A 23747-nucleotide genomic window follows, 5' to 3' on the forward strand; every position below is an offset into this window, starting at 1 on the left:
GAGCTGGCAGGATCGCGCGCATGTTCCGCGCTCTGTCCCGATGCGACCGCCGGCGCACCCTGCGGGCGGGCGCCGTCCTCGCGGTCGTGCTCGGGCTGCTCGCGTGGTGGCTGTGGCCCGGGGAGAACGAGGGAGACCCGCGCGGCTCCCTCACCTTCTCCACCGGGGTGCCCAGCGGCGTCTACCAGCGGTACGGGGAGCGGCTGGAGAGGGCGCTCGCCAAGGACATGCCGGACGTGTCCATACAGCTGCGGACCAGTGAGGGCTCGCAGCAGAACCTGGCCCGGGTGGCGACCGGCGAGGCGGACTTCACCATCGCCACCGCCGACGCCGTGGCGACCTACCTGCGCGACGGGAGGCCCGGGGCCCAGCGGCTGCGCGGCTGCGTCCGGCTGTACGACGACTACGTCCAGCTCGTCGTCCCCCGCGACTCCGACGTCCGTACGGTCTCGGACCTGCGGGGCAAGCGGGTCGGCGTCGGCCAGGAGGGCTCCGGGGTGCGGCTGGTGGCGGACCGGCTGCTGAGGGCGGCGGGGCTCGACCCGGCCGACGACGTCACGCCGGTGCCGGTGGGCATCGACACCATGCCCGTACGGCTGACCCAGGGGCGGCTCGACGCCTTCTTCTGGTCGGGCGGACTGCCCACGGCGGCCGTGCAGGAGCTGTCGCGGCGCTTCGAGGTCCGGCTGGTGCCGATGGAGCCCGAACTGGTCGCGAAGCTGCAGGCGGCGACCGGTCCCACCCGCTTCTACCGGTCGGCCATGATGCCCGCCGACGCCTACCCGGAGGCCCAGCAGGGGCAGTCGGTGCCCACCGTGGCCGTCGCCAACCTGCTCGTCACGACGGACCGTACGGACGCGGCCATGACCGAGGCGTTCACCCGCACGGTGATCAACAGCCGGGACCGGATCGGGCGCGAGGTGCACGCGGCGCAGCTGGTGGATCTCCGGACGGCCATCTACACGGACCCGCTGGACGTGCACGACGGGGCCAAGGACTACTACCGGTCGGTGAAGCCGTGACGCCCGCGCGGCCCGCCGGTTCCTGAACGCCTGCTCCGCTCAGGACGGCCCCGGCAGATCGCGCGGGACCGAGACCGTCACCCGCAGACCGTGCGGTTCGTGGTGGCCGTACGCGATCGAGCCCCCGCCCGCCGCGAGCAGCACCCGGGAGATGGAGAGGCCGAGCCCCGACCCGCTGACGTTCTGGTGGCGGGGGCTGCGCCAGAAGCGGTCGCCGACGCGCTCCAGCTCCGCCTCGGTGAGGCCGGGGCCCCGGTCGGCGACCACGACGGTCGCCTCGGCGGCCCCGGCGGCGACGGTGACGGTGACGTCCTCGCCCGCCGGGGTGAACTTCAGAGCGTTGTCGATGACCGCGTCCAGGGCGCTGGAGAGGGCGATCGGGTCGGCCCACGCGGTGGCCGCCGGGGCCCCGGCCAGGGTGAGCCGCACCCCCTCCCGCTCCGCCATCGGACGCCAGGAGGCGACGCGTTCGGCGGTGAGGGGGACGATGTCGATCAGCTGGAGGTCGGCCTCGGCGTGTTCGGCCAGCGCGAGGTCGAGGAGGTCGTCGAGGACCCGGGCCAGCCGCTTGCCCTCGGTGCGTACGGCGGCGATCTCCTCGCTGCCCTCGGGCAGTTCCAGGGCGAGCAGTTCGATGCGCAGCAGCAGGGCGGCGAGCGGGTTGCGCAGCTGGTGCGAGGCGTCCGCGACGAAGGCCCGCTGCTGCTCCAGCACGTCCTCGACGTTGTCCGCCATCTCGTTGAAGGAACGCGCCAGCCGTCTCAGCTCCGGGGGGCCGGCCGACGCGGCGACCCGGGAGCGCATCCGGCCGCCGGCGATGTCGTGGGTGGCCGCGTCCAGGGTCCGTACGGGCAGCAGGACCCAGCCGGTGAGCCGGACGGCCGCGCCGACGGCCACCAGCAGGGCCAGCGCCTCGCCGAGGCCGATGAACAGCCAGGTCCGCAGGGTGCGGGAGCGCATCTCGCCGGTGGGCGAGTCGATGACGACCACGGCGACCACGTCGCCGTCGCGCACCACGGGCGAGGCGACGACGACGCGTCCGTCCCGCCAGGGCCAGACCTGCGGCGGATCGTGCGAGCGGCGGCCGAGCAGCGCCTCGTCGAACGCCGTCCGCCCCTCCCCCTCGGCGGGCAGGGCCCAGGAGCCGGGGGCCTTGGCCAGCGCCCGGTCGTCGCGGAAGAAGACGCCGGCGCGGATGCCGTACACCGAGGCGTAGACCTCCAGGTCGGTCTGGAGGGTGCGGCGGCGCTCCTCGCTGTCCGGGGAGGTGTCTGTGATCGCCTGGGCCAGCCCGGCGAACCGCGCGGTGTCGTCGATCCGGTCGATCACCAGGCGCTGCTGCTCCGCCGCCGCCACGCTCACCGCGAGCGGGAAGCCGAGGGTGAGCAGCATGGCGGCCATCAGGACGATGAGCAGCGGGAGGAGGCGGGAGCGCACCGGAGGACGTACCGCCGGTTACGCGGCCGGGGCGACGAGCCGGTAGCCGACGCCCCGCACGGTCTCGATCAGGGCGGGCAGCCGCAGCTTGGAGCGCAGGGAGGCGACGTGGACCTCCAGGGTGCGCCCGGTCCCCTCCCAGCTGGTGCGCCAGACCTCGCTGATGATCTGTTCGCGGCGGAAGACGACTCCGGGGCGCTGGGCGAGGAGGGCGAGGAGGTCGAACTCCTTGCGGGTGAGCTGGACCTCCTCGCCGTCCACGCTGACGCGGCGGGTCGGCAGCTCGATGGAGACGGGGCCGAGGCGCAGGGCGGCGGCGGGGTTCGGCGCGGTGTCCTCGCCGCCGGTGGTGCGCCGGGCGACGGCGTGGATACGGGCGAGCAGTTCGCCGGTGTCGTACGGCTTGGTGACGTAGTCGTCGGCGCCGAGGTTGAGACCGTGGATGCGCGAGCGCACGTCGGCGCGGGCGGTGACCATGATGACGGGGGTCGCGGTGCGCTTGCGGATCTTCCCGCACACCTCGTAGCCGTCCTGGTCGGGCAGGCCGAGGTCGAGGAGGATCACCCCGAAGGGCTCCTTCTCGGCGGGCAGCAGCGCGCGCAGGGCCTCCTCGCCGTTGCGGGCGTGCACGACCTGGAACCCGTGCCGGGCGAGCACGGCGGACAGGGCGGCCGCGACGTGGTCGTCGTCCTCGACGAGCAGCAGCCTCATGGCCCTCCTTCCTCTCCGTGTCTCCCGGCCCGTACGGCTCTCCGGGTGGGTTCGCGTCCCCGCGGCGGTGGGATCGTCGTCGTACCGGGCCACCGTCGCACCGCGTCACCGGGCGAGGCCCGGCGTCAACCCGCATTTCACGAGAGCGTACGGCGGTGGCTTTTTTCCGTTCGGCGCGGCTTCATGTCTTCCCCGCTCAAGGCATCCACGCCGATGAGCGGCACACCAGTCAAGACCCTGCCGGTCACAGCAGGGTTTCCGTTATGCACCCGGTACGCCCCCGGCACGGGGCGCGGCGTCCCCTTCACACGGAGTGTCCGGTTGCCGCCGGATCGTTATGCTCAATTTCCGCTCAGATGTAATGACGTTGATCGCACTGCGTCATTACTGTCCTTGTTCAACCGAGGAGGACGGAGCAAGAAGCCGATGAGCGGAGTTTCAGTGACCAAGGCCGCCGAGGATGCCGCGCCCGAGGCGAACGATCTGGTCGTACTGAGCAACGTCAACAAGCACTTCGGCGCGCTGCATGTGCTCCAGGACATCGACCTGACCATCGCCCGTGGCGAGGTCGTGGTCGTCATCGGGCCCTCCGGGTCCGGCAAGTCCACGCTGTGCCGCACGATCAACCGCTTGGAGACGGTCGACTCGGGAACGATCTCGATCGACGGCAAGCCCCTGCCCCAGGAGGGCAAGGAGCTGGCCAGGCTGCGTGCCGACGTGGGCATGGTCTTCCAGTCGTTCAATCTCTTCGCACACAAGACGGTGCTGGAGAACGTGATGCTGGGCCAGGTCAAGGTCCGCAAGGCCGACAAGAAGGCCGCGGAGGAGAAGGCCCGGACGCTGCTGGACCGGGTGGGCGTCGGCGTCCAGGCCGACAAGTACCCGGCGCAGCTCTCCGGCGGTCAGCAGCAACGCGTCGCGATCGCCCGGGCATTGGCGATGGACCCGAAGGTCATGCTCTTCGACGAGCCCACGTCGGCGCTCGACCCGGAGATGATCAACGAGGTCCTGGAGGTCATGCAGCAGCTGGCCAGGGACGGGATGACGATGATCGTCGTCACCCACGAGATGGGCTTCGCCCGGTCCGCCGCCAACCGCGTCGTCTTCATGGCCGACGGAAAGATCGTCGAAGAGGCGACGCCGGAGCAGTTCTTCAGCAACCCGCGCAGCGACCGGGCCAAGGACTTCCTGTCGAAGATCCTTCACCACTGACGACAACGACCTACGAACTTAAGGATTGTTCACATGAAGCTCCGTAAGTCCGCCGCCGTCGCGGCCATCGCCGTCCTCGCCCTGACCGCGACCGCGTGCGGGGGCAAGGAGGGTTCCGCCGGTGACAAGCCGGGCGGTACGAAGCCGGGTTCCTCCGAGGCCCCCGCGCTGCCCACGTACACCGTGGCCAAGGACGTGGCCCTGGACTCCCCGGTCTTCAAGAAGGCCAAGGAGCGCGGCAAGCTCGTCCTCGGCGCCAAGGCCGACCAGCCCTACCTCGGCTTCGAGGACCAGTCGACCAAGGAGCGCTCCGGCTTCGACATCGAGATCGCCAAGATGATCGCGGCCGACCTCGGTTTCTCGGACAAGCAGATCGAGTGGAAGACCGTCGACTCGGGCGTCCGCGAGACGGCCATCTCCAAGGGCCAGGTCGACTACTACGTCGGCACCTACACGATCAACGACGAGCGCAAGAAGCAGGTCGGTTTCGCCGGTCCGTACTACAAGGCCGGCGCGGACCTCCTGGTGCGCATCGACGAGAAGTCCATCACCGGCAAGGACTCGGTGAAGGGCAAGAAGGTCTGCTCGATCGTCGGCTCCACGCCGCTCCAGGAGATCAAGAAGCCCGAGTACGGCGCGAGCGTCGTCGAGCTGGCCAAGTACTCCGACTGCGTGCAGCAGCTGCTGACCAAGCAGGTCGACGCCGTCACCACGGACGACTCGATCCTCAAGGGCTACGCGGCCGCCAACTCCGGCAAGCTCAAGGTCGTCGGCAAGCCGTTCACCGAGGAGCCCTACGGCGTCGGCCTGAACAAGGACGACAAGGTGCTGCGCGAGGCCATCAGCAAGTCGCTGGAGGAGCGCGTCAAGGACGGCACGTACAAGAAGATCTACGAGGCCACGCTGGGCCTGTCCGGTTCGGACTACGTCGAGCCGCCGGCCATCGAGCGGTACTGACGCCTCCGGGCGCCCGGTGACGCCGGGCGCCCTCGACCGTCGAGCGCCCGTGAGCGCCGACCCCCGTCACGACGCCCCGCGAGTGACCCGGGCGTCCCGTACGCCGCCGCCGTCCCGGCCTCCCCGGGGGCGGCGGGCGTACGGGGCGCCGCTTCCCCTGCCCCGATGCCGATGACCGCCGACGCGGAGACCTCATGAACGTACTGCTCGACAACTTCCCAGCGTTCCGCGACGGCTTCATAGGAACCGTGTCGATCACCGCCGTCAGCTCGCTCATCGCCCTGGTCCTCGGTGTGGCCCTCGCCGGGTTCCGCGTCTCGCCGGTGCCGCCGCTGCGGTACTTCGGCACCGCGTGGGTCACGCTGATGCGCAACACCCCGCTGACGCTGCTCTTCCTGATCTTCTTCTTCGTGGTGCCGGAGATCCTCTTCCCGGGGATGAGCCCGTTCGTCCTCGGCTCCCTGGCCCTCGGCTTCTACACCTCGTCGTTCGTCTGCGAGGCGGTCCGCTCCGGCATCAGCACCGTGCCGCTGGGGCAGGCCGAGGCCGCGCGCTCGATCGGCATGACCTTCGCCCAGACCTTGAAGATCGTGGTGCTCCCCCAGGCGACGCGGACCGTGATCCCGCCGCTGAGCAGCATCTTCATCGCGCTGACGAAGAACTCCGCGATCGCCGGCGCCTTCAGCAACGCCGAACTGTTCGGCTGGCAGAAACTGATGAGCGACAAGGGCTACGACATCGTGCCCGTCTTCATCTGGGTGGCCATCGGCTATCTGATCATCACCTTTACCATCAGCGGCCTCTTCCGGCTGCTGGAGCGTCGCATGGAGGTCGCCCGATGAGCGCCAGCGTTCTTTACGACGCCCCGGGCCCGAAGGCCGTCGTCCGCAACCGGGTCTACGCCGTCGTCGGCAGCCTCGCCATCGTCGCGCTGATCGCGGTCAGCGTCGTACGCCTCGCGGACAAGGGGCACCTCGCCCCCGAGATGTGGGACATCTTCAACTACGCGGGCATCCGGCAGAACATCGCCGACGCGGTGCTCGCGACCCTCAAGGCGTTCGGGCTGGCTGCGGTCGGTTCGCTGGTCCTCGGCGTGCTCCTGGCGGTGGGCCGGCTCTCCGACCACTCGCCGGTCCGCTGGGTGGCGACCACGTTCATCGAGCTGTTCCGCTCGCTGCCGCTGCTGATCACCATCTACGCGATCTGGGTCGGTTTCCTCACCGACTACTCGATGTGGGCGCTGGCCGCGGGGCTGTCCGTCTACAACGGCTGCGTCCAGGCCGAGGTGCTGCGCGCCGGCATCAACTCGGTGCCCAAGGGGCAGAGCGAGGCGGCGTACGCGCTCGGCATGAGCAAGACGCAGGTCATGACGACCGTCCTGATGCCGCAGGCCGTCCGGTCGATGCTGCCGACGATCATCAGCCAGCTGGTGGTGACCCTCAAGGACACCTCGCTCGGCTTCATCATCCTGTACCCGGAGCTGCTCCAGACCGCGCGTCTGATCGCCTCCAACACCCAGGTGAACGGCCAGTACCCGTACGTCTCGACGATCACCGTCATCGGCACGATCTACATCGCGATGTGTCTGCTGCTCTCGGCCCTGGCGACCTGGATCGAGAAGCGCGGCCGCCGTGCCAAGACCGGCATCAAGGTGGCGCCCGGCGCCCAGACCGCCGACATCCCCACGGTGGAGGCCGAGGCCGGCCCGAACCCGGGGGGCGCAGGGGGCGCAAGCGCGGCCGACGGCGGGGCCGGTGTGAGCAAGGACTGACCGTCCCCGGGCCTTCCCGGCAGGAGCATTCGAGGCAGCGGCGCACGCGTCGCTGCCTCGGTCACTTGACGCAAACACCACCAGTGGGTTGCATACGTTCTGTGATCACGCACCCGGCTTCCTATGCCACGTTCCGCATGACCGTACGGGCCGGAGGGTACGCGCCGTGGACCCGGTGATCGTCGTCGGCGCCGGGCCCGTCGGCCTGACGCTGTCGCTCGCTCTGGCCGCCCAGGGCGTCCCCTCGGTCGTCCTCGACGAGGGCTCCGGCACGGAGGAGCCCCGCCCCGCCCGTACGGTCGTGCTGCGTGAGGACACCGCCGACCTGATGGGCCGTCTCGGCTGCCGGGAGCTGGACCGGGTCGGGCTGCGCTGGGCGGGCTGGCGTTCGATGCGCCGGAAGCAGCTCGTCCGGAACGTGCCGCTGAGCGGAGGCCCCCGCGACGAGGAGGCCCCGCCGCTCCACCTCCCGCTGCCCGCGCCGCTCCACCTCCCGCTGCCCGCGCCGCTCCACCTCCCGCAGCACGAGCTGACCGCGGCCCTGCGGGCGGCGGTCGACAAGGAGCCGCTGGTCCGGTCGGCGCCGATGAGCCGGATCGACACGCTGGAGCAGGACCGCGACGGCATCACGGTGCACACCAGGGAGCCGGGCTCCACCTGGTGGCGCGGGAGTTACCTGGTCGGCTGCGACGGCGCCCGGTCCACCGTCCGCAAACTGCTCGACATCCGCTTCCCCGGGCGTACGGCCGTGGAGCGGCACGCCGTCGCCGCGCTGCGGGCCGAACTGCCCTGGCCCGGCCAGGCCGTTCTGCACCGGCAGCCGACTTGGCGCACCGGGGGCGCGGAGATCTCCGCCCGGCCGCTGCCGGGCGGTGTGTGGCGGCTGGACTGGCTGCTGCCGCCCAACGCCGAGCTGGTCACCCCGGAAGCCCTGATCACCCGGGTCCGGGACACCCTGGCCGGCTGGTGCGGCGAGACCCCGGCGTACGAACTGCTGGACACCGGCGTCCACACGCTCCACCACCGGCTCGCCCGGCGCTGGCGCAAGCGGCGCGCCTTCCTCGCGGGAGACGCCGCGCACCTGCTGGGCGCGCTCGGCACCCAGGGCCTCGACGAGGGCCTCCGGGACGCGGAGAACCTGGCCTGGAAACTCGCCCACGCCTGGCACCACGGTCCGGCCGAACAGCTGCTCGACAGCTACCAGGCGGAGCGCCGGGCCGCGGTGGCCGCCCGGCTCCGCGCCGCCGACCAGTCGCTGCCGGTACTGCGCGGCGGCGGCGGACTGCGCACCCTGATCCCGGGCGCGGCACGCGGCCACGACGGCCTGGTCGCCGACGGCCACCTGGGCCGCGGAGCGCTGGGCGCGCCCCCTTCGTACTCCCACTCGCCCCTCGCACCGCCGCACTCGGAGGCGCACACCGCCGTCGGCACGCCCCCCGGTGCGCCGGTGACCGATGTGACGGTGACCGCGCCGGACGGGGCGACGGCCCGGCTGCGGGAACGGCTCGGGCAGGGCCGTCTGCTGGTGGTCCTGGTCGCGCCGGGGACCGGTGTCTGGGACCGGCGGCACTGGCAGACCGCGGGGATCATGCCCCGCCTCACCGACGCGGTGGCGGCGCTTCCGGGGACGACGGAGCTGCTGGTCACCGAGAGCTACCCGGGGGCCTCCGCCCATACCGTCCTGCTGGTCCGGCCCGACGGCCACCTGGTGGCGGCGTTCGGCGGCGTACGACCCAGGGAACTGTCGGCCGCGGCGCAGGCCGCGCTGGGCGATACGCCCCGCGACGAGTCGCAGCCGGAGTCGCAGACCGAGCCCGGGCCCGAGTCCGGGCCCGGGTCGGATGCGGATTCCCGGCCGGGGGAGCAGAACGGAAGCGAGCACAGCGTCCGGCGCGTACAGCGGCCCAGGACGCGGGTCCACGCGGACGGACCCGCCGGACGCCCCTGATGCCGCCCCCTCTGGCCCCGCGCTCCTGACCGGCCGTCCCCTGATCCGGCGTCCCTGACCGGCCGCGTACCTGACCGGCCGCGTCCCTGACCGGCCGTGCGCCGGGCCCGTCCGGCTCTCCGTACCGCCCGCCGCCACGAACACGAAGGCGCGTTGACCGTCACCGGCGCACATGGTGTACTCCAGATCATGACCGACACCGATGTGCGCCTGTGGCGGAGGGTCCATATGGACCTCGTCCGTTACGCGGGCTGCGTGTGTCGTCCGTCCTGCTGAATCGCCTCTCTCTGCCGGCCTGTGCCACTGCCGCACGGCCGGATCACCGCGCGAACCCCCAGGACGGTCCTCGTGTCTTCCCTTCCTTCCGCCGTGCCCACGGCTGCCCCCGTTCCCCTTCCCGGGCCCCCGGCCGCACCCGTTCCCCCGCCCCCCGCCGCCCGGTCCTCTGCCGGGCCCTCCCCGGAAACCGCTCCCGCCTCCGCCGTAGCACCGACGCTTGCGGAGCTGATGGACTTCGTCCGAGGGGCGGCGCGCGACGAGACGCTCATCGCCTCGCTGCCCCTCGATCCGGAGAACCGCACCTGGGTCCGGCTCGACGGGCCGGGCGGCAGTGAGGCGTGGCTGATCGGCTGGCCGCCGGGCACCGGCACGGGCTGGCACGATCACGCGGAGTCGTTCGGCGCGTTCACCACCGCGGCCGGTGTCCTCAAGGAGCACTCACTGGCCGTGCGGCTGCCCACCGACGGCTGGAGGACGCTGGAGCTGACGGAGGGCGTGGACCGGGCGAGGGTGTTGGCGACCGGACAGGGCAGGGCCTTCGGGCAGAACCACGTCCACGAGGTCCTGAACGAGTCCGGGAACGCCCACGCCGTCTCCGTCCATGCCTACTACCCGCCCCTGCCGCGGATCCGCCGGTTCAGCCGGACCGGGGCGGTGCTCCGGCTGGAACAGACCGAGCACCCGCAGGACTGGCAGTGAGCGGGGAACGGAACGAGGCGGCAGCGGAGGCTCCGGAACCAGGAACCCCGGTGGGGTCCGCTCCGGAGCGGGACGTGCTGGAGCCGGGCGCGCCGGAGCGGGAGACGTCGGTACAGGGCGTGCCCGCGCGGGGGGCGCCGGTGCAGGGTAGGCCCGAGCGGGAGGCGCCGGTGCAGGGTAGGCCCGAGCGGGAGGCGCCGGTGCAGGGTAGGCCCGAGCGGGAGGCGCCGGTGCAGGGTAGGCCGGCGCCCGGTGCTCCCCGGCCGGTGGGCATCGACGAGCTGCTGGAGCGGGTCAGGGCCGGGTACCGCCGGATCGGCCCGTCCGAGGCAGCGGAGGCGGCGGAGGCCGGTGCGCTGCTGGTGGACATCCGGTACGCGGCGCTCCGCGACCGCGACGGAGCGATCCCGGGCGCGCTCGTCGTCGAACGCAACGAGCTGGAATGGCGGCTCGACCCCTGGGGCAGCCACCGTGCCCCCGAGGCGGTCGGCCACGACCTGCCGATCATCGTCGTCTGCAACGAGGGGTACGCCTCCAGTCTCGCGGTCGCCTCGCTGCGGCAGTTGGGGCTGCGCCGGGCCACCGATCTGACCGGCGGCTTCCAGGCGTGGCGCGCCGCAGGACTCCCGGTCGTCCCTCCGCCCGACGCCTGAGCCCCGCCCGCCCCGGAACCCGACACCGTACGCCCCTGTTCCGGCTCCGGGCCCTCTTCCGGACCCGGGTCCGGGCCTGTTCCGGGTCCGGGGCGGGCCTGTTCCGGATCCGGCTCGGGGCCCCCTTCCAGGCCCGGGTCCGGGCCTGTTCCGGGCCCGGGTCCGGGCCTGTTCCGGGTCCGGGTCCGGGCCTGTTCCGGGTCCGAAGCCGGGCCCTCGTCCCTGCCTTCGCCTCCAAGGGTCGGGCTCCGGGGGCCAGGCTCCACGGTTCGGGCGCCGGGGGTCGGGGGCCGGACAGTCGCCCACCCGAACGCCACGTTCCACTGGAGCAAGCGCCGTGCGTGACCGACATTCGCCTCACACCGAGGCCGAAATGTACGGAGATGACACGCTATGGCGATCGCCGCTCTCACCCCTGACCAGGTGGACGACCAGGCTTCCCGGCTGCACGACACCCGGGGATGGCAGCAGATCGTCACCGGTTGGGAGCGCACGGCCGCCGAGCCGACGCGCCCCTCCGACTGGCGGGACCTTCTGTCCGTCCCGGTGGAGCAGCTGATCGACGACACCCTCCGGGCTCTGCCCGCGGCGTCTCCGCACGAACGCCCGCTGCCCGGCCGTCTGGGCGCGATGCTGCCCGATCGCGTCCACCTCTGGCGACGGGTCGGACAGAGCGATCTGCGGCCCTCGGCCCATCTCGGCTACGCCCGGCAGATCCTGGCCGAATGGGGCTGGCAGAACGCGCCGTACCGCCTGCGGAACGCCCGGGGCGCACGCTGCGTCTGCGGCGCCCTGATCTCCGCGCACCGTCTCGGCTACGGCTCCCTCGACACCGTGGACCGGGCCGGCGCCTGGCTGATCACGGAGCTGCGCGCCCAGGGGTGGCCGGGGCTGATCGGCCCCTGGAACCGCCATCCCGGCCGCACCGCCGCGGACGCTCTGGCCCTCGTCGACGCCACCATCCGCCGTGCCGCCCTGGCCGGAGAGTGACCGCCCGGCACCGGCCGACGGGCCACGACCCCCGAAACGCGGCGGGCGGTCCACGACCCCCGGGCGTCCGACGCCGGACCGCCCGGCTTCGGACCGCCGAGTCCGAGCGCTCCGCTTGATGAGGCGGGCCCCTCCGACCGGCCCGGCCCCGGGCTCAGCCCGAACCGCCCGGCTCCCGGCCGCTCCGCTTCAGAAGGGCTCGTCCAAGCCCTCCGTCTCCTCGCCCTCCTCCTCCAGCGCCTGGCGCACCACCCGCAGGGCCATGCCCTCCCCGTACCCCTTGCGGGCGAGCATCCCCGCCAGTCGACGCAGCCGCTTGTCGCGGTCCAGGCCCCGGGTGGAGCGGAGCTTGCGGGCCACGAGCTCGCGCGCCGTCTCCTCCTCCTGATCCGCGTCGAGCTGTCCGACCGCCTCGTCGATCACCGCCGAGTCCACGCCCTTCGTCCGCAGCTCGCGGACCAGAGCACGGCGCGCGAGCCCCCGGCCGTGGTGCCGGGACTCCACCCATGCCCCGGCGAACGCCGCGTCGTCGATCAGCCCGACGTCCTCGAAACGGGCGAGCACTTCCTCGGCCGCCTCGTCGGGGATCTCCCGCTTGCGCAGGGCGTCCGCGAGCTGCTGGCGTGTGCGCGGCGTGCCGGTGAGCAGCCGCAGGCAGATGCTGCGGGCCTGCTCGACCGGATCGCGCGGCTCCCCCGAACCGCGCGGCTCCCCTTTCCCGGCCCTCGACGAGGAAGGGGAACCGCTGCCTCTGGTGCCGGAGCGGGCACGGCGGCCCGCCCCTTCGCCGAACCCGCCCCCGGCGGCCGGTCCGCCGCGTGAGCGACGCCCGGATCGCGCCCCGACGTCATCCGCTGCCGCCCCCCGCTCGGCGGCGAACCCGTCGGCGGTCCCGTCTCCGGACGCGGGACCGCCGGGCTCGGGGCCGTCCGGCCACTCCGTACGACGTGTCACGGCCTAGCTCTTGGCCGCCGCGGTCTTGGCCGGTTTGGCCTTGGCGGCTGCCGCCGTCGCCGGCTTCGCCGCGCCCTCGGCCGCCGGTGCCGCACCGTCCGCCGCGGGCTCGCTCGGGACGGCGTCCGGACGGACGCCCACACCCAGCTTCTCCAGGATCTTCTTCTCGATCTCGTTGGCGAGGTCGGGGTTGTCCTTGAGGAAGTTGCGGGCGTTCTCCTTGCCCTGGCCGAGCTGATCGCCCTCGTACGTGTACCAGGCGCCGGCCTTGCGGACGAAGCCGTGCTCCACGCCCATGTCGATCAGACCGCCCTCGCGGCTGATGCCCTGGCCGTAGAGGATGTCGAACTCGGCCTGCTTGAACGGCGGGGCGACCTTGTTCTTGACGACCTTGACGCGGGTGCGGTTGCCGACCGCGTCGGTGCCGTCCTTGAGCGTCTCGATCCTGCGGATGTCGAGGCGCACCGAGGCGTAGAACTTGAGCGCCCGGCCACCGGTGGTGGTCTCCGGGGAGCCGAACATCACACCGATCTTCTCGCGGAGCTGGTTGATGAAGATCGCGGTGGTCTTGGACTGGTTGAGCGCACTGGTGATCTTCCGGAGCGCCTGGCTCATCAGGCGGGCCTGGAGACCCACGTGCGAGTCGCCCATCTCGCCCTCGATCTCCGCACGGGGCACCAGGGCCGCCACGGAGTCGATGACGATCAGGTCCAGCGCGCCGGAGCGCACCAGCATGTCGACGATCTCCAGCGCCTGCTCACCGTTGTCCGGCTGGGACAGGATGAGGTTGTCGATGTCGACGCCGAGCTTCTTCGCGTACTCCGGGTCCAGCGCGTGCTCGGCGTCGATGAACGCCACCGAGCCGCCGAGCTTCTGCGCGTTCGCCACCGCGTGCAGCGTCAGCGTCGTCTTGCCGGAGGACTCCGGCCCGTACACCTCCACCACGCGGCCGCGCGGCAGACCGCCGACGCCGAGGGCGACGTCGAGGGCGGTCGATCCCGTGGGGATGACCTCGACGGGCTCGTTCGGACGCTCGCCCAGACGCATCACCGCGCCCTTGCCGAACTGTCGTTCAATCTGTGCGAGTGCGGCGTCCAACGCCTTCTCGCGGTCGGTTCCTGCCATGGGTTCCACCCGATTTGCTTGAGTCGATCGCTTCACGTCACAGACGCTAACCCCTGCCACTGACAATGGGCCTCGACGTCCGCCCGACCTGTGGACAACTCCACGGCCGAGCCCGGGAAAACCCGGCCCGGACTTCCATCAGAATGGATGTTCGATTTTCGTGTCAAGCGCACCACGCGCGCCCTGCGGGGCCGGTCACCGCGGCTTCTCCTGCCCCCGCGGGGCCGGGGCGCCGGGCCCCGGGCCGACGGACCGGCACGACCCGCGCCGCCCGCCCGATCCGCTGCCGCGATGCGTCCGGCTACCGCCGGGACGGGCCGCCCGACGCGCCTTCCGGGCCCTCGGGGCCGACGACGGGGCCGCCGCCCGCCAGACGGCGGATCCGTGACGACAGCGGCCTTCCGGGCCTGCGGCTGCTTCCCCCGTGCACGCGGGGATCGTCCGTGACGTCGTACCGCTTCACATAGGCGCTGAGGAACGCCTGGAGCGTGGCGACGGCGGGGATGGCGACCAGGGCGCCGACCGCGCCGAGCAGGGCCGTCCCGGCGATCACCGATCCGAAGGCGACCGCCGGGTGGATGTCGACGGTCTTCGCGGTCAGCTTGGGCTGGAGCACGTAGTTCTCGAACTGCTGGTAGATCACGACGAAGCCGAGCACCCACAGGGCGTACCAGGGGTCGACCGTGAAGGCGATCAGCATGGGCAGGGCGCCCGCGAGATACGTGCCGATGGTGGGGATGAACTGGGAGACGAGTCCGACCCAGACCGCGAGCGCCGGGGCGTACGGCACTTCCAGGATCATCAGCAGGATGTAGTGCGCGATCCCGGAGATCAGCGCCATCAGACCCCGCGAGTAGATGTACCCCCCGGTCTTGTCGACCGCGATCTCCCAGGCGCGCAGCACCTCCGTCTGCCGGGCCGGCGGCAGGACGGAGCACAGGGCGCGCCGCAGCCGGGGGCCGTCGGCCGCGAAGTAGAAGGAGAACAGGAAGATCGTCAGCAACCGGAAAAGCCCGCCGAGGACGGTGGTGGAGACGTCGAGCACACCGGTGGCGCTGTTCTGGACGTACTTCTGCAGCCAGTCCGAGTGCAGCAGGCTGTCCTGGACCTCGACCCGGGACAGCCTGGTGTGGAACGTCTGGTTGACCCAGTGGATCACCGAGTCGATGTACTTGGGGAACTCGTCGACCATGGTGACGATCTGGCCCGCGAGCATCGACCCCAGGAGCACGACGAACCCGACGCCGAAGACCGTCAGGCCGAGGAAGACGAGGAAGGTGGCGAGTCCGCGCCGCATGCCGTGCCCCGCCATCCGGCCGACCGCGGGCTCGATGGCGAGCGCCAGGAAGAAGGCGATCAGCACGTTGGTCAGCAACCCGATGAGCCGGCCGAACACCCAGCTGCCGAGCAGGAAGCACGCGTAGAGCGCGAGGGCCAGCACCATCGCCCGCGGAAGCCAGCCGGGCATGCGGGCCCCGCCGGCGCCGGACGGCGGCGCGGCCGGGGGGACGGGCGGGACGGTGGACGACTGGGCCGGGGCGGTCTCGTCTGTCGATGGCACCCGACAAGTCTCGCCTACGCCACGGACGACCGGCCCCCCGCCCTGAGCCGGCCGCTCCGCCTCCGCCGGGCCGGGTCCTCGCCGGTTCCGGCACCCGCCCCACGGGAACGCGGGTTCTCTCCGGTGCGACGCCTGTCCGCCGGAAACAGGTCCATCCGTCAGCGCTCGTCCGCCGTCGCCGGGCTCCTCGTCAGCGCTTGTCCGCCGGGATGTCCATGGCCGTGCAGACCGCCCGCCAGACGTCCTTGGTCTCCCAACCGGCGTCCAGGGCTTGGTGGACCGTACGACCGCCGAGTTCGGCCATCACGTGGTCGCGGGCGAAGGAGTCCGCGTACGCCGCGCCGAAGTGGTCGGCCATCCGCTCCCAGAAAATCGTCAACCGCATGCCATCAGTATCCCGCCCCTGAGAGTGCAGCATGCCCACGCGGCATGTGCCGGGCCTCGTTCCGCTCTACGGTCGGTCCATGGCTGGAACCGGAGCAAACACCCTCGCCCGCGCCGAGCAGTTCATCTGGCTCACGGCCCGCGTGCTCGAACAGCGGAGGTTCGCCCACGACTTCCTGGGCGGAGATCCCGACACCGTCGAGACGGCCCTCGCCGCCTATCGCAACGAGGACGGAGGCTACGGCCACGCGCTGGAACCCGATCTCCGGGGCCCGGTCAGCCAGCCGTTGCACACCGCCCACGCGCTGAGCGTTCTCGACTCGATCGGCCGCTGCGAGGGGCAGCGCGTCGAGCGGATCTGCCGCTATCTGACCGATGTGTCGACCAGAGAAGGGGCGCTGCCCGCGCTGCTCCCCACGCAGCGCGGCTACCCCGCCGCCCCCTTCATCCCGATCGTGGACGCCCCGCCGGCGGAGCTGCTCGCGACCGGCCCGATCGTCGGGCTGCTCCACGCCAACCAGGTGTGGAACGCCTGGCTGTTCCGGGCCACGGACTTCTGCTGGAGCGCCGTCGAGGCCCTGGAGCAGTCCCATCCCTACGAGGTCGAGGCCGCGGTCGCCTTCCTGGACGGCGCGCCGGACCGGGCCCGCGCCGAGGCGGCGGCCGACCGGCTCGGCCGCCTGGTGCGTGGGCGGCGGCTCGCGGTGCTCGACCCCTCCCGGCGCGAGGACTACCCGGTGGCGCCCGGCTACGCCCCGGGCGAGCACCACTTCCCGTACGACTACGCCCGTACGCCCCGGTCGCTGGCCCGCCGCTGGTTCACCGACGAGGAGCTGGACCGTTCGCTCGACCACCTGGCCGCCGAGCAGCAGGACGACGGCGGATGGCCCGTGACCTGGCGGCAGTGGGCTCCGGGAACCGCGCTGGAAGGACGCCCCCTGGTGACGCTCAGGGCCCTGGGGACGCTCCGCGCGTACGGCCGCCCGCTCGACTGACCGCGCCCCTCCGCCGCTCCGCCCCTCCCCCGTGAGCCCTGCCCCGTCTGTTCGCGGGCCCTCAGGCCAGGGCGCGCACAGCCGCGGTGACCAGCACGCCCGCGCCGACGACCACCAGGAAGGGCGCGCGCAGGACCAGGGCCAGTGCCGCCGCGCCGAGACCGGCGGCGCGGGCGTCGAGCACGAGCTGGGGGCCCTCTCCGAAGGTCTGCTGAGCCGTGAGCGCCGCCAGCAGCGCCACGGGCAGCAGCGCGGCCATCCGCTGGACGAGCGGTCGCTCCAGCACTCCGGCGGGCACGAGCAGTCCCAGGAGCTTGGCGAGGTAGCAGCCCACCACGGTCAGTCCGATGGCTGTCCAGACGTTCATGTGCACCGCTCGCCCTTCTGTCGCTCCGCCGCGTCCTCGTTGTTCCCGCTGTCCCCGTCGCCTTCGGGGCCGCCGGCGTCCCCGTCGGCCGGTCCCCGCTTCGTCCGTCCCGTCAGGAAGAGCACGGCGGGCGCCGCGAGCGCCGACAGCAGGACGGGCACGCCCGCCGGGAGCACGGGCAGCAGCGTCAGGGCAAGCAGGACGGCCAGCGCGGCCGTGACGCGTTCGACGGTGCTTCGGAGCATCGGCGCGAGCAGCGCGAGGAACACCGCCGGACTCGCCGCGTCCAGCCCCCAGGCGTCGGTGTCGCCCAGCGCCTCCGCCCCCAGCGCGCCCACCAGGGTGGTGAGGTTCCACAGCACGTACAGGGTGAGGCCGGTGACCGTGAAGCCGATGCGCGCGGCCCGCCGGGTGGGCTGCGGCAGGGTGACCGCGGTCGTTTCGTCGATGACCCAGTGGGCGGCGAAGGGCCGTACCGCACGGGGCAGGGAGAGCAGTTGGGAGAGGCGCAGACCGTAGAACGCGTTCCGGACGCCCAGGAAGAACGCCCCGGCCGCCGCGGTGTACGGGTTGCCGCCCGCGGCCAGCGCGCCGACCAGGGCGAACTGGGAGGCGCCGGTGAAGACGAGCAGGCTCAGGACGCAGGTCTGGAGCAGGCTCAGGCCGGAGCCCGCGGAGGTGACGCCGAAGGCGAAGCCGGAGAGCCCGACGGCGACGCCGACGCCGAGCGCGTCCCGGACGACGGCCGCGTCCGGCTTGTCCGGCCGGTCCTCCGCCGCCGGGCCGGGTCCGCCGGGCGGCCCGGCGGGTGGGACGCCGGGTATGCCGGCGCCCTCGGGGAGTGCTGTCTGTTCTGCCACGCCCGGAACGCTACGGGGACCGTCCGGGACAGGTCTTGTACGTTCTTGCGCCTCCCGGCCCGCGCTCATCCGCGCGAGCGCGCCCCCGCCCCCGGCCACGCCTCCCGTACGCCCGGCGGCCCCGGCCCGCCGCTCACCGGCCGGGCCTGGGCACTCCGCGTTCGCGTTGGTACGCACCCGGCGGCACCCCCACGATCCGGGTGAAATGGCGGTTGAGGTGCGGCTGGTCGGTGAAGCCGACTGCGGTCGCGGTCTCGGCGGGGGTGGCTCCCGCGTCGAGCAGGCGGCGCGCCCTGCGCACCCGGGCGTCGGTGAGCCATGTGTGGGGCGGCATCCCGAACTCCTTCTTGAAGGCCCGCAGCAGCGCGAACGGGCCGGTGCCCAGTTCGGCGGCGAGCGCTTCCAACGTGGGAGGGGCCGCCATGCGCTCCTCCAGCACGGCGCGGGCGCGCACGGCGTTCCGCACGCCCCCGGCGTGCGCGGCGGGCCGGGGCAGAAGGCCGCCGGAGTGGCCGAGGAGCCGGGCGACCACGACGCGCAGCAGGCTGTCGGCCGCCAGTGCGTTGCCCTCCTCCGCCGCCCGGTGCACCTCGGTGATCAGCCGGGACGCCTGCGGATCGGCCACCCGGCTCTCGGCGAAGCCGACCGTGCCGCGCAGGGACGTCACCTCGGCCGCGATGTCGTTGACCACCCGGTACGACGGGTAGAGCGTGGAGTAGGCCCAGCCGTCGGGCGCCCCGGAGCGGGCGGTGTGCGGCACCTCCGGGTTGATCAGGATGACGGTTCCGGGGACCGCCTGGATCGTGCCGCCCGGCAGACCCACGTCCTCCACTCCACCGGTGACCGCTCCGATGACGTAGCCCTCGTGGCTGTGCCGGGGAAAGGCGTGGCGGACGTACCGGGCGCGCAGCAGATCGAGGTCGGGCAGTGCGGCGTGCTGCCAGTGCCGTGCCCACTCCCCCGTTCCGCCCGCTCCCGCCATAGGGGCATTCTCGCAGGTCCCGGCCGTGCGCCTCCGGTCGAGGGGGCCCCGCAGGCGGTGTCGGCGGCCCGTTGTCAGTGGCGGGGTGCACGATGGGGAGCATGACCGGTTCCGCGCTCGACGCGTTCTCGCCCGCGACCCGCAGTTGGTTCGCCGGAGCCTTCAGCGCCCCCACCGCGGCGCAGGAGGGCGCCTGGCGGGCCATCGGCGAGGGGAGCGACGTGCTGGTCGTGGCGCCGACCGGTTCCGGCAAGACGCTGGCCGCGTTCCTCGCCTCGTTGGACCGGCTGGCCGCCGAGCCGCCGCCCGCCGACGCCAAGAAGCGCTGCCGCGTGCTGTACGTGTCCCCGCTCAAGGCCCTCGCGGTCGACGTCGAGCGCAACCTCCGCTCCCCGCTGACCGGCATCCGCCAGGAGTCGGTGCGGCTGGGCCTGCCGGAACCCGAGTTGCGGGTCGGCATCCGGTCCGGGGACACCCCGGCCGCCGAGCGGCGGTCCCTGGTGACCAGGCCGCCGGACATCCTGATCACCACCCCCGAATCGCTGTTCCTGATGCTGACGTCCTCCGCCCGGGACGCTCTGGCCGGCGTCGAGACGGTGATCCTCGACGAGGTGCACGCGGTCGCCGGAACGAAGCGCGGCGCCCATCTCGCCCTCTCGCTGGAGCGGCTCGACGAACTGCTGGCCCGCCCCGCCCGCCGCATCGGGCTGTCCGCGACGGTCCGGCCGGTCGACGAGGTGGCCCGCTTCCTGTCGCCGCAGCGCAAGGTGGAGATCGTCCAGCCCCGGTCCACCAAGGAGTTCGACCTCTCGGTCGTCGTCCCGGTCGAGGACCTGGGCGAGCTGGGCGGCTCCCCCGCCGCGGACGGCGACTCCGGGCAGGCGGACAAGCCGTCGATCTGGCCGCATGTGGAGGAGCGCATCGCCGACCTCGTCCAGGCGCACCGCTCCACCATCGTCTTCGCCAACTCCCGGCGGCTGGCCGAGCGGCTGTGCAACCGGCTGAACGAGATCGCGTACGAGCGGGCGACCGGCGCCGCGTTCGACCCCGACGCCCCGGCCCCCGCCCTCCCGGAAGCCCACGCCCCCGCCGAGGTCATGGCCCAGTCCGGTGCGGGCCGGGGCGCCCCCGCCCTGCTGGCCCGCGCCCACCACGGCTCGGTCTCCAAGGAGCAGCGGGCCCAGGTCGAGGAGGACCTCAAGGCGGGGAGGCTGCCCGCCGTGGTCGCCACCTCCAGCCTGGAGCTGGGCATCGACATGGGCGCGGTCGACCTGGTGGTCCAGGTCGAGTCCCCGCCCTCCGTCGCCTCCGGCCTCCAACGGGTGGGCCGGGCCGGACACCAGGTGGGCGCGGTCTCCACCGGAGTGGTCTTCCCGAAGTACCGCGGCGACCTGGTGCAGGCCGCCGTCGTCACCGAGCGGATGCGCGAAGGGGCTATCGAGGCGCTGCGCGTCCCGTCCAATCCGCTGGACGTCCTCGCCCAGCAGCTGGTCGCCATGGTGGCGCTGGACAGCCGGCAGGCCGACGACCTGCTGGCCCTGGTCCGCCGGGCGGCCCCGTTCGCCTCGCTCCCCGAGTCGGCGTTCACCGGTGTGCTCGACATGCTCGCCGGACGCTACCCCTCCGACGCCTTCGCGGAGCTGCGCCCCCGCGTCGTGTGGGACCGGGTGGGGGGCACGGTCACGGGCCGCCCCGGTGCGCAGCGGCTCGCCGTCACCTCGGGCGGCACCATCCCCGACCGGGGCCTCTTCGGGGTCTTCCTGGCCGGGGCCGACCCGAAGAAGGGCGGCGGCCGGGTCGGCGAGCTGGACGAGGAGATGGTCTACGAGTCCCGCGTCGGGGACGTCTTCACCCTGGGCACCACGTCCTGGCGGATCGAGGACATCACCCGGGACCGGGTCCTCGTCTCACCGGCCCCCGGCGTTCCGGGCCGACTGCCGTTCTGGAAGGGCGACCAGCTGGGCCGCCCGCTGGAGCTCGGCCGTGCGCTCGGCGCCTTCCTCCGGGAGATCGGCGGCCTGTCGGACGAGGACGCCCGGCTGCGGCTGCTCGCCGCCGGGCTCGACGCCTGGGCCGCGGACAACGTCCTGGCCTACCTCGCCGAGCAGCGCCGGGCCTGCGGCCATGTGCCGGACGACCGCACGATCCTCGTCGAGCGGTTCCGGGACGAGCTGGGCGACTGGCGGGTCGTCGTGCACTCCCCCTTCGGCGCCCAGGTGCACGCCCCCTGGGCACTGGCCCTCTCCGCCCGCCTCGGGGAGCGGTACGGGATGGACGCCCAGGTCATGCACGCCGACGACGGCATCGTGCTGCGGCTGCCCGACGCGGACATGATGGGCCTGGACCTGCTCGACTTCGACGCCCCGGCCGCCGGAACCGACGATCCGCCCGCTCCGGGAGCCGCGTACGACAGCGACCAGCCCCCGGTGGCCGCCGCCGACGTCGTCTTCGACCGGGGCGAGGTCGAGCAGATCGTCACGGACCAGGTGGGCGGTTCGGCCCTGTTCGCCTCCCGGTTCCGCGAGTGCGCCGCACGCGCCCTGCTGCTGCCCCGGCGCTCCCCAGGTAAGCGCACCCCGTTGTGGCAGCAGCGCCAGCGGGCCTCCCAGCTGCTCCAGGTCGCCTCGGAGTTCGGCTCGTTCCCGATCGTTCTGGAGGCCGTCCGCGAATGCCTCCAGGACGTGTTCGACGTCCCCGGGCTCACGGAGCTGATGGGTGATCTGGAGGCGCGCCGGGTCCGGCTGGTCGAGGTGACCACCCAGGAGCCCTCACCGTTCGCCCGCTCGCTCCTCTTCGGTTACGTCGCCCAGTTCCTGTACGAAGGCGACTCGCCGCTCGCCGAACGGCGCGCCGCCGCCCTCTCACTGGACTCCCATCTCCTGGCCGAGCTGCTGGGCCGGGCGGAGCTGCGCGAACTCCTGGACCCCGAGGTCCTCACCGAGCTGGAGCGGGAGCTGCAGTGGCTCACCGAGGACCGGCGGATCAAGGACGTCGAGGGGGTGGCCGACCTGCTGCGGATGCTCGGCCCGCTCACCGACGCCGAGTTGGCCGAGCGGGGCGCCGAGCCGTCCTGGGCCCCGGAGCTGGCCACGGCCCGCCGGGCGATCCAGGTCCGGATCGCCGGCGCCGACCACTGGGCGGCGATCGAGGACGCGGGCCGGCTGCGGGACGCCCTGGGCACCGCACTTCCGGTCGGCGTACCGGAGGCGTTCACCGAGCCGGTGAAGGACCCGCTCGGAGACCTCCTCGCCCGGTACGCGCGGACGCACGGGCCGTTCACCGCCGCCCGGGCCGCCGAGCGCTTCGGGCTCGGCACCGCCGTCACCGACGGGGCGCTGCAACGGCTCTCGGCGTCCGGCCGGACCGTCCAGGGCGAGTTCCACCCGGCGGGCATCGGCCAGGAGTGGTGCGACGCGACGGTGCTGCGCCGGCTCCGCCGCCGTTCGCTGGCGGCCCTCCGCCAGGAGCTGGAGCCGGTGCCGCCCGCCGCTCTCGCCTCCTTCCTCCCCCAGTGGCAGCACTTCGGCTCCCACCGGCTGCGCGGCATCGACGGGCTGGCCCGCGCCGTCGAGCAGCTCCAGGGCGCGCCCGTTCCCGCCTCGGCGCTGGAGAAGCTGGTTCTGCCGAGCCGGGTCATGGGCTACACCCCGGCGATGCTCGACGAGCTGACGACCACCGGCGAGGTTCTCTGGGCCGGGGCGGGGGCGCTGCCCGGCAAGGACGGCTGGGTCTCCCTCCACCTCGCCGACAGCGCGCCGCTGCTGCTGCCGCCCCCGCACCCGCTGGAGCTGTCGGCGCTCCACGAGTCGGTGCTCACCGCCCTCTCCGGGGGGTACGGCCTCTTCTTCCGTCAGATCGCCGACCAGGTCCGGGCCACCACCCACCCGGACTGCACGGACCAGCAGCTGGCCGACGCCGTGTGGGACCTGGCCTGGTCCGGGCGGCTCACCAACGACACCCTGGCCCCTTTGCGTTCGCTCCTGGGCTCGGGGCGGACGGCCGGGGCCACCGCCCACCGCTCCCGGCGCAGCGTTCCGCGCGGGCGCTACGGCTCGCTCACCGCCGCCGCCCGCACCGCGTCCCGCACGGGCCCGCCGACCGTGTCGGGCCGCTGGTCCCTGCTCCCCCCGGCCGAACCGGAGCGGACCCACCGCGCCCACGCCCTGGCCCGCACCCTTCTCGACCGGCACGGCGTGGTGACCCGCGGCGCGGTGCAGGCCGAGGGGGTGGAGGGCGGCTTCTCCGCGACGTACCGCGTGCTGGCCGCCTTCGAGGACAACGGGCAGGCGCGGCGCGGTTATGTGGTCGAGGGGCTGGGGGCCGCCCAGTTCGCGATGGACGGGGCGGTGGACCGGCTGCGTGCGGTCTCCACGGCACGGGACCGCCGCGATCCGGAGACGGCGCCCGAGGCCGTGGTGCTCGCCGCCGCCGACCCGGCCAACGCGTACGGAGCGGCGTTGCCGTGGCCCGAGCCCCCGGACGGCGCCGGGCACAAGCCGGGCCGCAAGGCGGGAGCGCTCGTGGTCCTCGTCGACGGTGAGCTGACGCTCTACATGGAGCGCGGCGGCAAGACCCTTCTGGCCTGGCCGTCCGACCCCGGCTCCCCGGCTCTGCGAGCCGCGGCCGAAGCGCTGGCCGCCTCCGCCCGAGCCGGGGCCCTGGGCACGGTGACCGTGGAGCGGACGAACGGCGTCTCCTCCCTCACCTCACCGCTGGGCCGCACCCTGGAGGCCGCCGGCTTCCTCGCCACCCCGAAAGGCCTGCGGCTGCGCGCCTGATCCGGACAGACGCCCCCGCCTGAGGAGCGGACCGGCGCGCCTCCCGCTCCCGTGCACCCATC

Annotated in this window: 21 protein-coding genes; 12 read left to right on the top strand and 9 right to left on the bottom strand. The window is 73.1% G+C overall.

From position 1 onward, the window contains the following. Nucleotides 1-20 precede the first annotated feature (20 nt). The gene (locus tag ACH4K1_RS07210) at nt 21-1022 is read left to right on the top strand and encodes a TAXI family TRAP transporter solute-binding subunit (protein ID WP_398087385.1); all 1002 of its coding nucleotides are present in this window, start codon (nt 21-23) and stop codon (nt 1020-1022) included. Nucleotides 1023-1061: 39 nt separating this feature from the next. Here the strand turns inward: ACH4K1_RS07210 and ACH4K1_RS07215 are convergent, their stop codons facing one another. Both ACH4K1_RS07215 and ACH4K1_RS07220 read right to left on the bottom strand, forming a co-directional pair. Then, a complete protein-coding gene (locus ACH4K1_RS07215) occupies nt 1062-2459 on the bottom strand; it encodes a sensor histidine kinase (RefSeq protein ID WP_398087386.1) in 1398 nt (465 codons plus the stop codon). Between the two features lie 18 nt (nt 2460-2477). Next, nucleotides 2478-3170 (bottom strand): response regulator transcription factor, encoded by a 693-nt coding sequence (locus tag ACH4K1_RS07220; protein WP_228988655.1) that lies wholly within the window; start codon nt 3168-3170, stop codon nt 2478-2480. A gap of 426 nt (nt 3171-3596) precedes the next feature. On the opposite strand from ACH4K1_RS07220, the gene ACH4K1_RS07225 reads away from it, so the two are divergent. From ACH4K1_RS07225 to ACH4K1_RS07265, 9 genes are all read left to right on the top strand, one after another. Continuing rightward, nucleotides 3597-4382 carry an amino acid ABC transporter ATP-binding protein gene (locus tag ACH4K1_RS07225; protein ID WP_398087388.1) on the top strand — a complete coding sequence of 262 codons (786 nt, stop codon included), beginning with the start codon at nt 3597-3599 and terminating at the stop codon, nt 4380-4382. A 33-nt stretch (nt 4383-4415) separates the two neighbouring features. Further along, the gene (locus tag ACH4K1_RS07230) at nt 4416-5339 is read left to right on the top strand and encodes a glutamate ABC transporter substrate-binding protein (protein ID WP_398087390.1); all 924 of its coding nucleotides are present in this window, start codon (nt 4416-4418) and stop codon (nt 5337-5339) included. Between the two features lie 194 nt (nt 5340-5533). Continuing rightward, nucleotides 5534-6181 (top strand): amino acid ABC transporter permease, encoded by a 648-nt coding sequence (locus ACH4K1_RS07235; protein ID WP_398087392.1) that lies wholly within the window; start codon nt 5534-5536, stop codon nt 6179-6181. Then, complete coding sequence (locus tag ACH4K1_RS07240) at nt 6178-7110, top strand: amino acid ABC transporter permease (protein WP_398087394.1); 933 nt, start codon at nt 6178-6180, stop codon at nt 7108-7110. Before ACH4K1_RS07235 ends, ACH4K1_RS07240 begins: the two co-directional genes overlap by 4 nt. Before the next feature lie 166 nt (nt 7111-7276). Continuing rightward, entirely contained in the window at nt 7277-9058 is a 1782-nt protein-coding gene (locus ACH4K1_RS07245; RefSeq protein WP_398087396.1) for an FAD-dependent monooxygenase, read from the top strand. A 189-nt stretch (nt 9059-9247) separates the two neighbouring features. After that, entirely contained in the window at nt 9248-9334 is an 87-nt protein-coding gene (locus ACH4K1_RS07250; RefSeq protein WP_311605579.1) for a putative leader peptide, read from the top strand. 72 nt (nt 9335-9406) lie between these two features. Continuing rightward, nucleotides 9407-10036 (top strand): cysteine dioxygenase, encoded by a 630-nt coding sequence (locus tag ACH4K1_RS07255; protein ID WP_398087398.1) that lies wholly within the window; start codon nt 9407-9409, stop codon nt 10034-10036. A gap of 230 nt (nt 10037-10266) precedes the next feature. Next, on the top strand, nt 10267-10689 hold the full coding sequence (locus tag ACH4K1_RS07260; RefSeq protein WP_398087400.1) for a rhodanese-like domain-containing protein: 423 nt from the start codon (nt 10267-10269) through the stop codon (nt 10687-10689). A 393-nt stretch (nt 10690-11082) separates the two neighbouring features. Next, nucleotides 11083-11679, top strand: a complete 597-nt coding sequence (locus ACH4K1_RS07265) for a hypothetical protein (RefSeq protein ID WP_398087402.1) — start codon at nt 11083-11085, stop codon at nt 11677-11679. A 189-nt stretch (nt 11680-11868) separates the two neighbouring features. Here ACH4K1_RS07265 and recX read toward each other — a convergent pair whose 3' ends face one another. The 4 genes from recX to ACH4K1_RS07285 all read right to left on the bottom strand — a co-directional run bounded on the left by recX (nt 11869) and on the right by ACH4K1_RS07285 (nt 15704). After that, nucleotides 11869-12633, bottom strand: coding sequence for a recombination regulator RecX (gene recX, locus ACH4K1_RS07270; RefSeq protein ID WP_398087404.1), 765 nt, complete (start codon nt 12631-12633; stop codon nt 11869-11871). A gap of 3 nt (nt 12634-12636) precedes the next feature. Next, nucleotides 12637-13758, bottom strand: a complete 1122-nt coding sequence (gene recA, locus ACH4K1_RS07275; protein ID WP_228988646.1) for a recombinase RecA — start codon at nt 13756-13758, stop codon at nt 12637-12639. Nucleotides 13759-14059: 301 nt separating this feature from the next. After that, the gene (locus ACH4K1_RS07280; RefSeq protein ID WP_398087474.1) at nt 14060-15226 is read right to left on the bottom strand and encodes an AI-2E family transporter; all 1167 of its coding nucleotides are present in this window, start codon (nt 15224-15226) and stop codon (nt 14060-14062) included. A 283-nt stretch (nt 15227-15509) separates the two neighbouring features. Then, nucleotides 15510-15704 (bottom strand): DUF3046 domain-containing protein, encoded by a 195-nt coding sequence (locus ACH4K1_RS07285; RefSeq protein ID WP_398087405.1) that lies wholly within the window; start codon nt 15702-15704, stop codon nt 15510-15512. A gap of 79 nt (nt 15705-15783) precedes the next feature. On the opposite strand from ACH4K1_RS07285, the gene ACH4K1_RS07290 reads away from it, so the two are divergent. Further along, on the top strand, nt 15784-16698 hold the full coding sequence (locus ACH4K1_RS07290) for a hypothetical protein (protein ID WP_228988644.1): 915 nt from the start codon (nt 15784-15786) through the stop codon (nt 16696-16698). 61 nt (nt 16699-16759) lie between these two features. On the opposite strand, the gene ACH4K1_RS07295 is transcribed toward ACH4K1_RS07290, so the two are convergent. The 3 genes from ACH4K1_RS07295 to ACH4K1_RS07305 all read right to left on the bottom strand — a co-directional run bounded on the left by ACH4K1_RS07295 (nt 16760) and on the right by ACH4K1_RS07305 (nt 18907). After that, complete coding sequence (locus ACH4K1_RS07295) at nt 16760-17065, bottom strand: AzlD domain-containing protein (RefSeq protein WP_398087407.1); 306 nt, start codon at nt 17063-17065, stop codon at nt 16760-16762. Further along, nucleotides 17062-17925, bottom strand: a complete 864-nt coding sequence (locus ACH4K1_RS07300) for an AzlC family ABC transporter permease (protein ID WP_398087409.1) — start codon at nt 17923-17925, stop codon at nt 17062-17064. Before ACH4K1_RS07300 ends, ACH4K1_RS07295 begins: the two co-directional genes overlap by 4 nt. Nucleotides 17926-18058: 133 nt before the next feature. Continuing rightward, the gene (locus ACH4K1_RS07305) at nt 18059-18907 is read right to left on the bottom strand and encodes an AraC family transcriptional regulator (protein ID WP_398087410.1); all 849 of its coding nucleotides are present in this window, start codon (nt 18905-18907) and stop codon (nt 18059-18061) included. A gap of 101 nt (nt 18908-19008) precedes the next feature. Between ACH4K1_RS07305 and ACH4K1_RS07310 the strand changes: the two genes are divergently transcribed. Continuing rightward, entirely contained in the window at nt 19009-23685 is a 4677-nt protein-coding gene (locus tag ACH4K1_RS07310) for a DEAD/DEAH box helicase (RefSeq protein ID WP_398087412.1), read from the top strand. Nucleotides 23686-23747 lie beyond the last annotated feature (62 nt).

This window comes from Streptomyces sp. NPDC017448, from assembly GCF_044330565.1.
Lineage (GTDB): Bacteria > Actinomycetota > Actinomycetes > Streptomycetales > Streptomycetaceae > Streptomyces.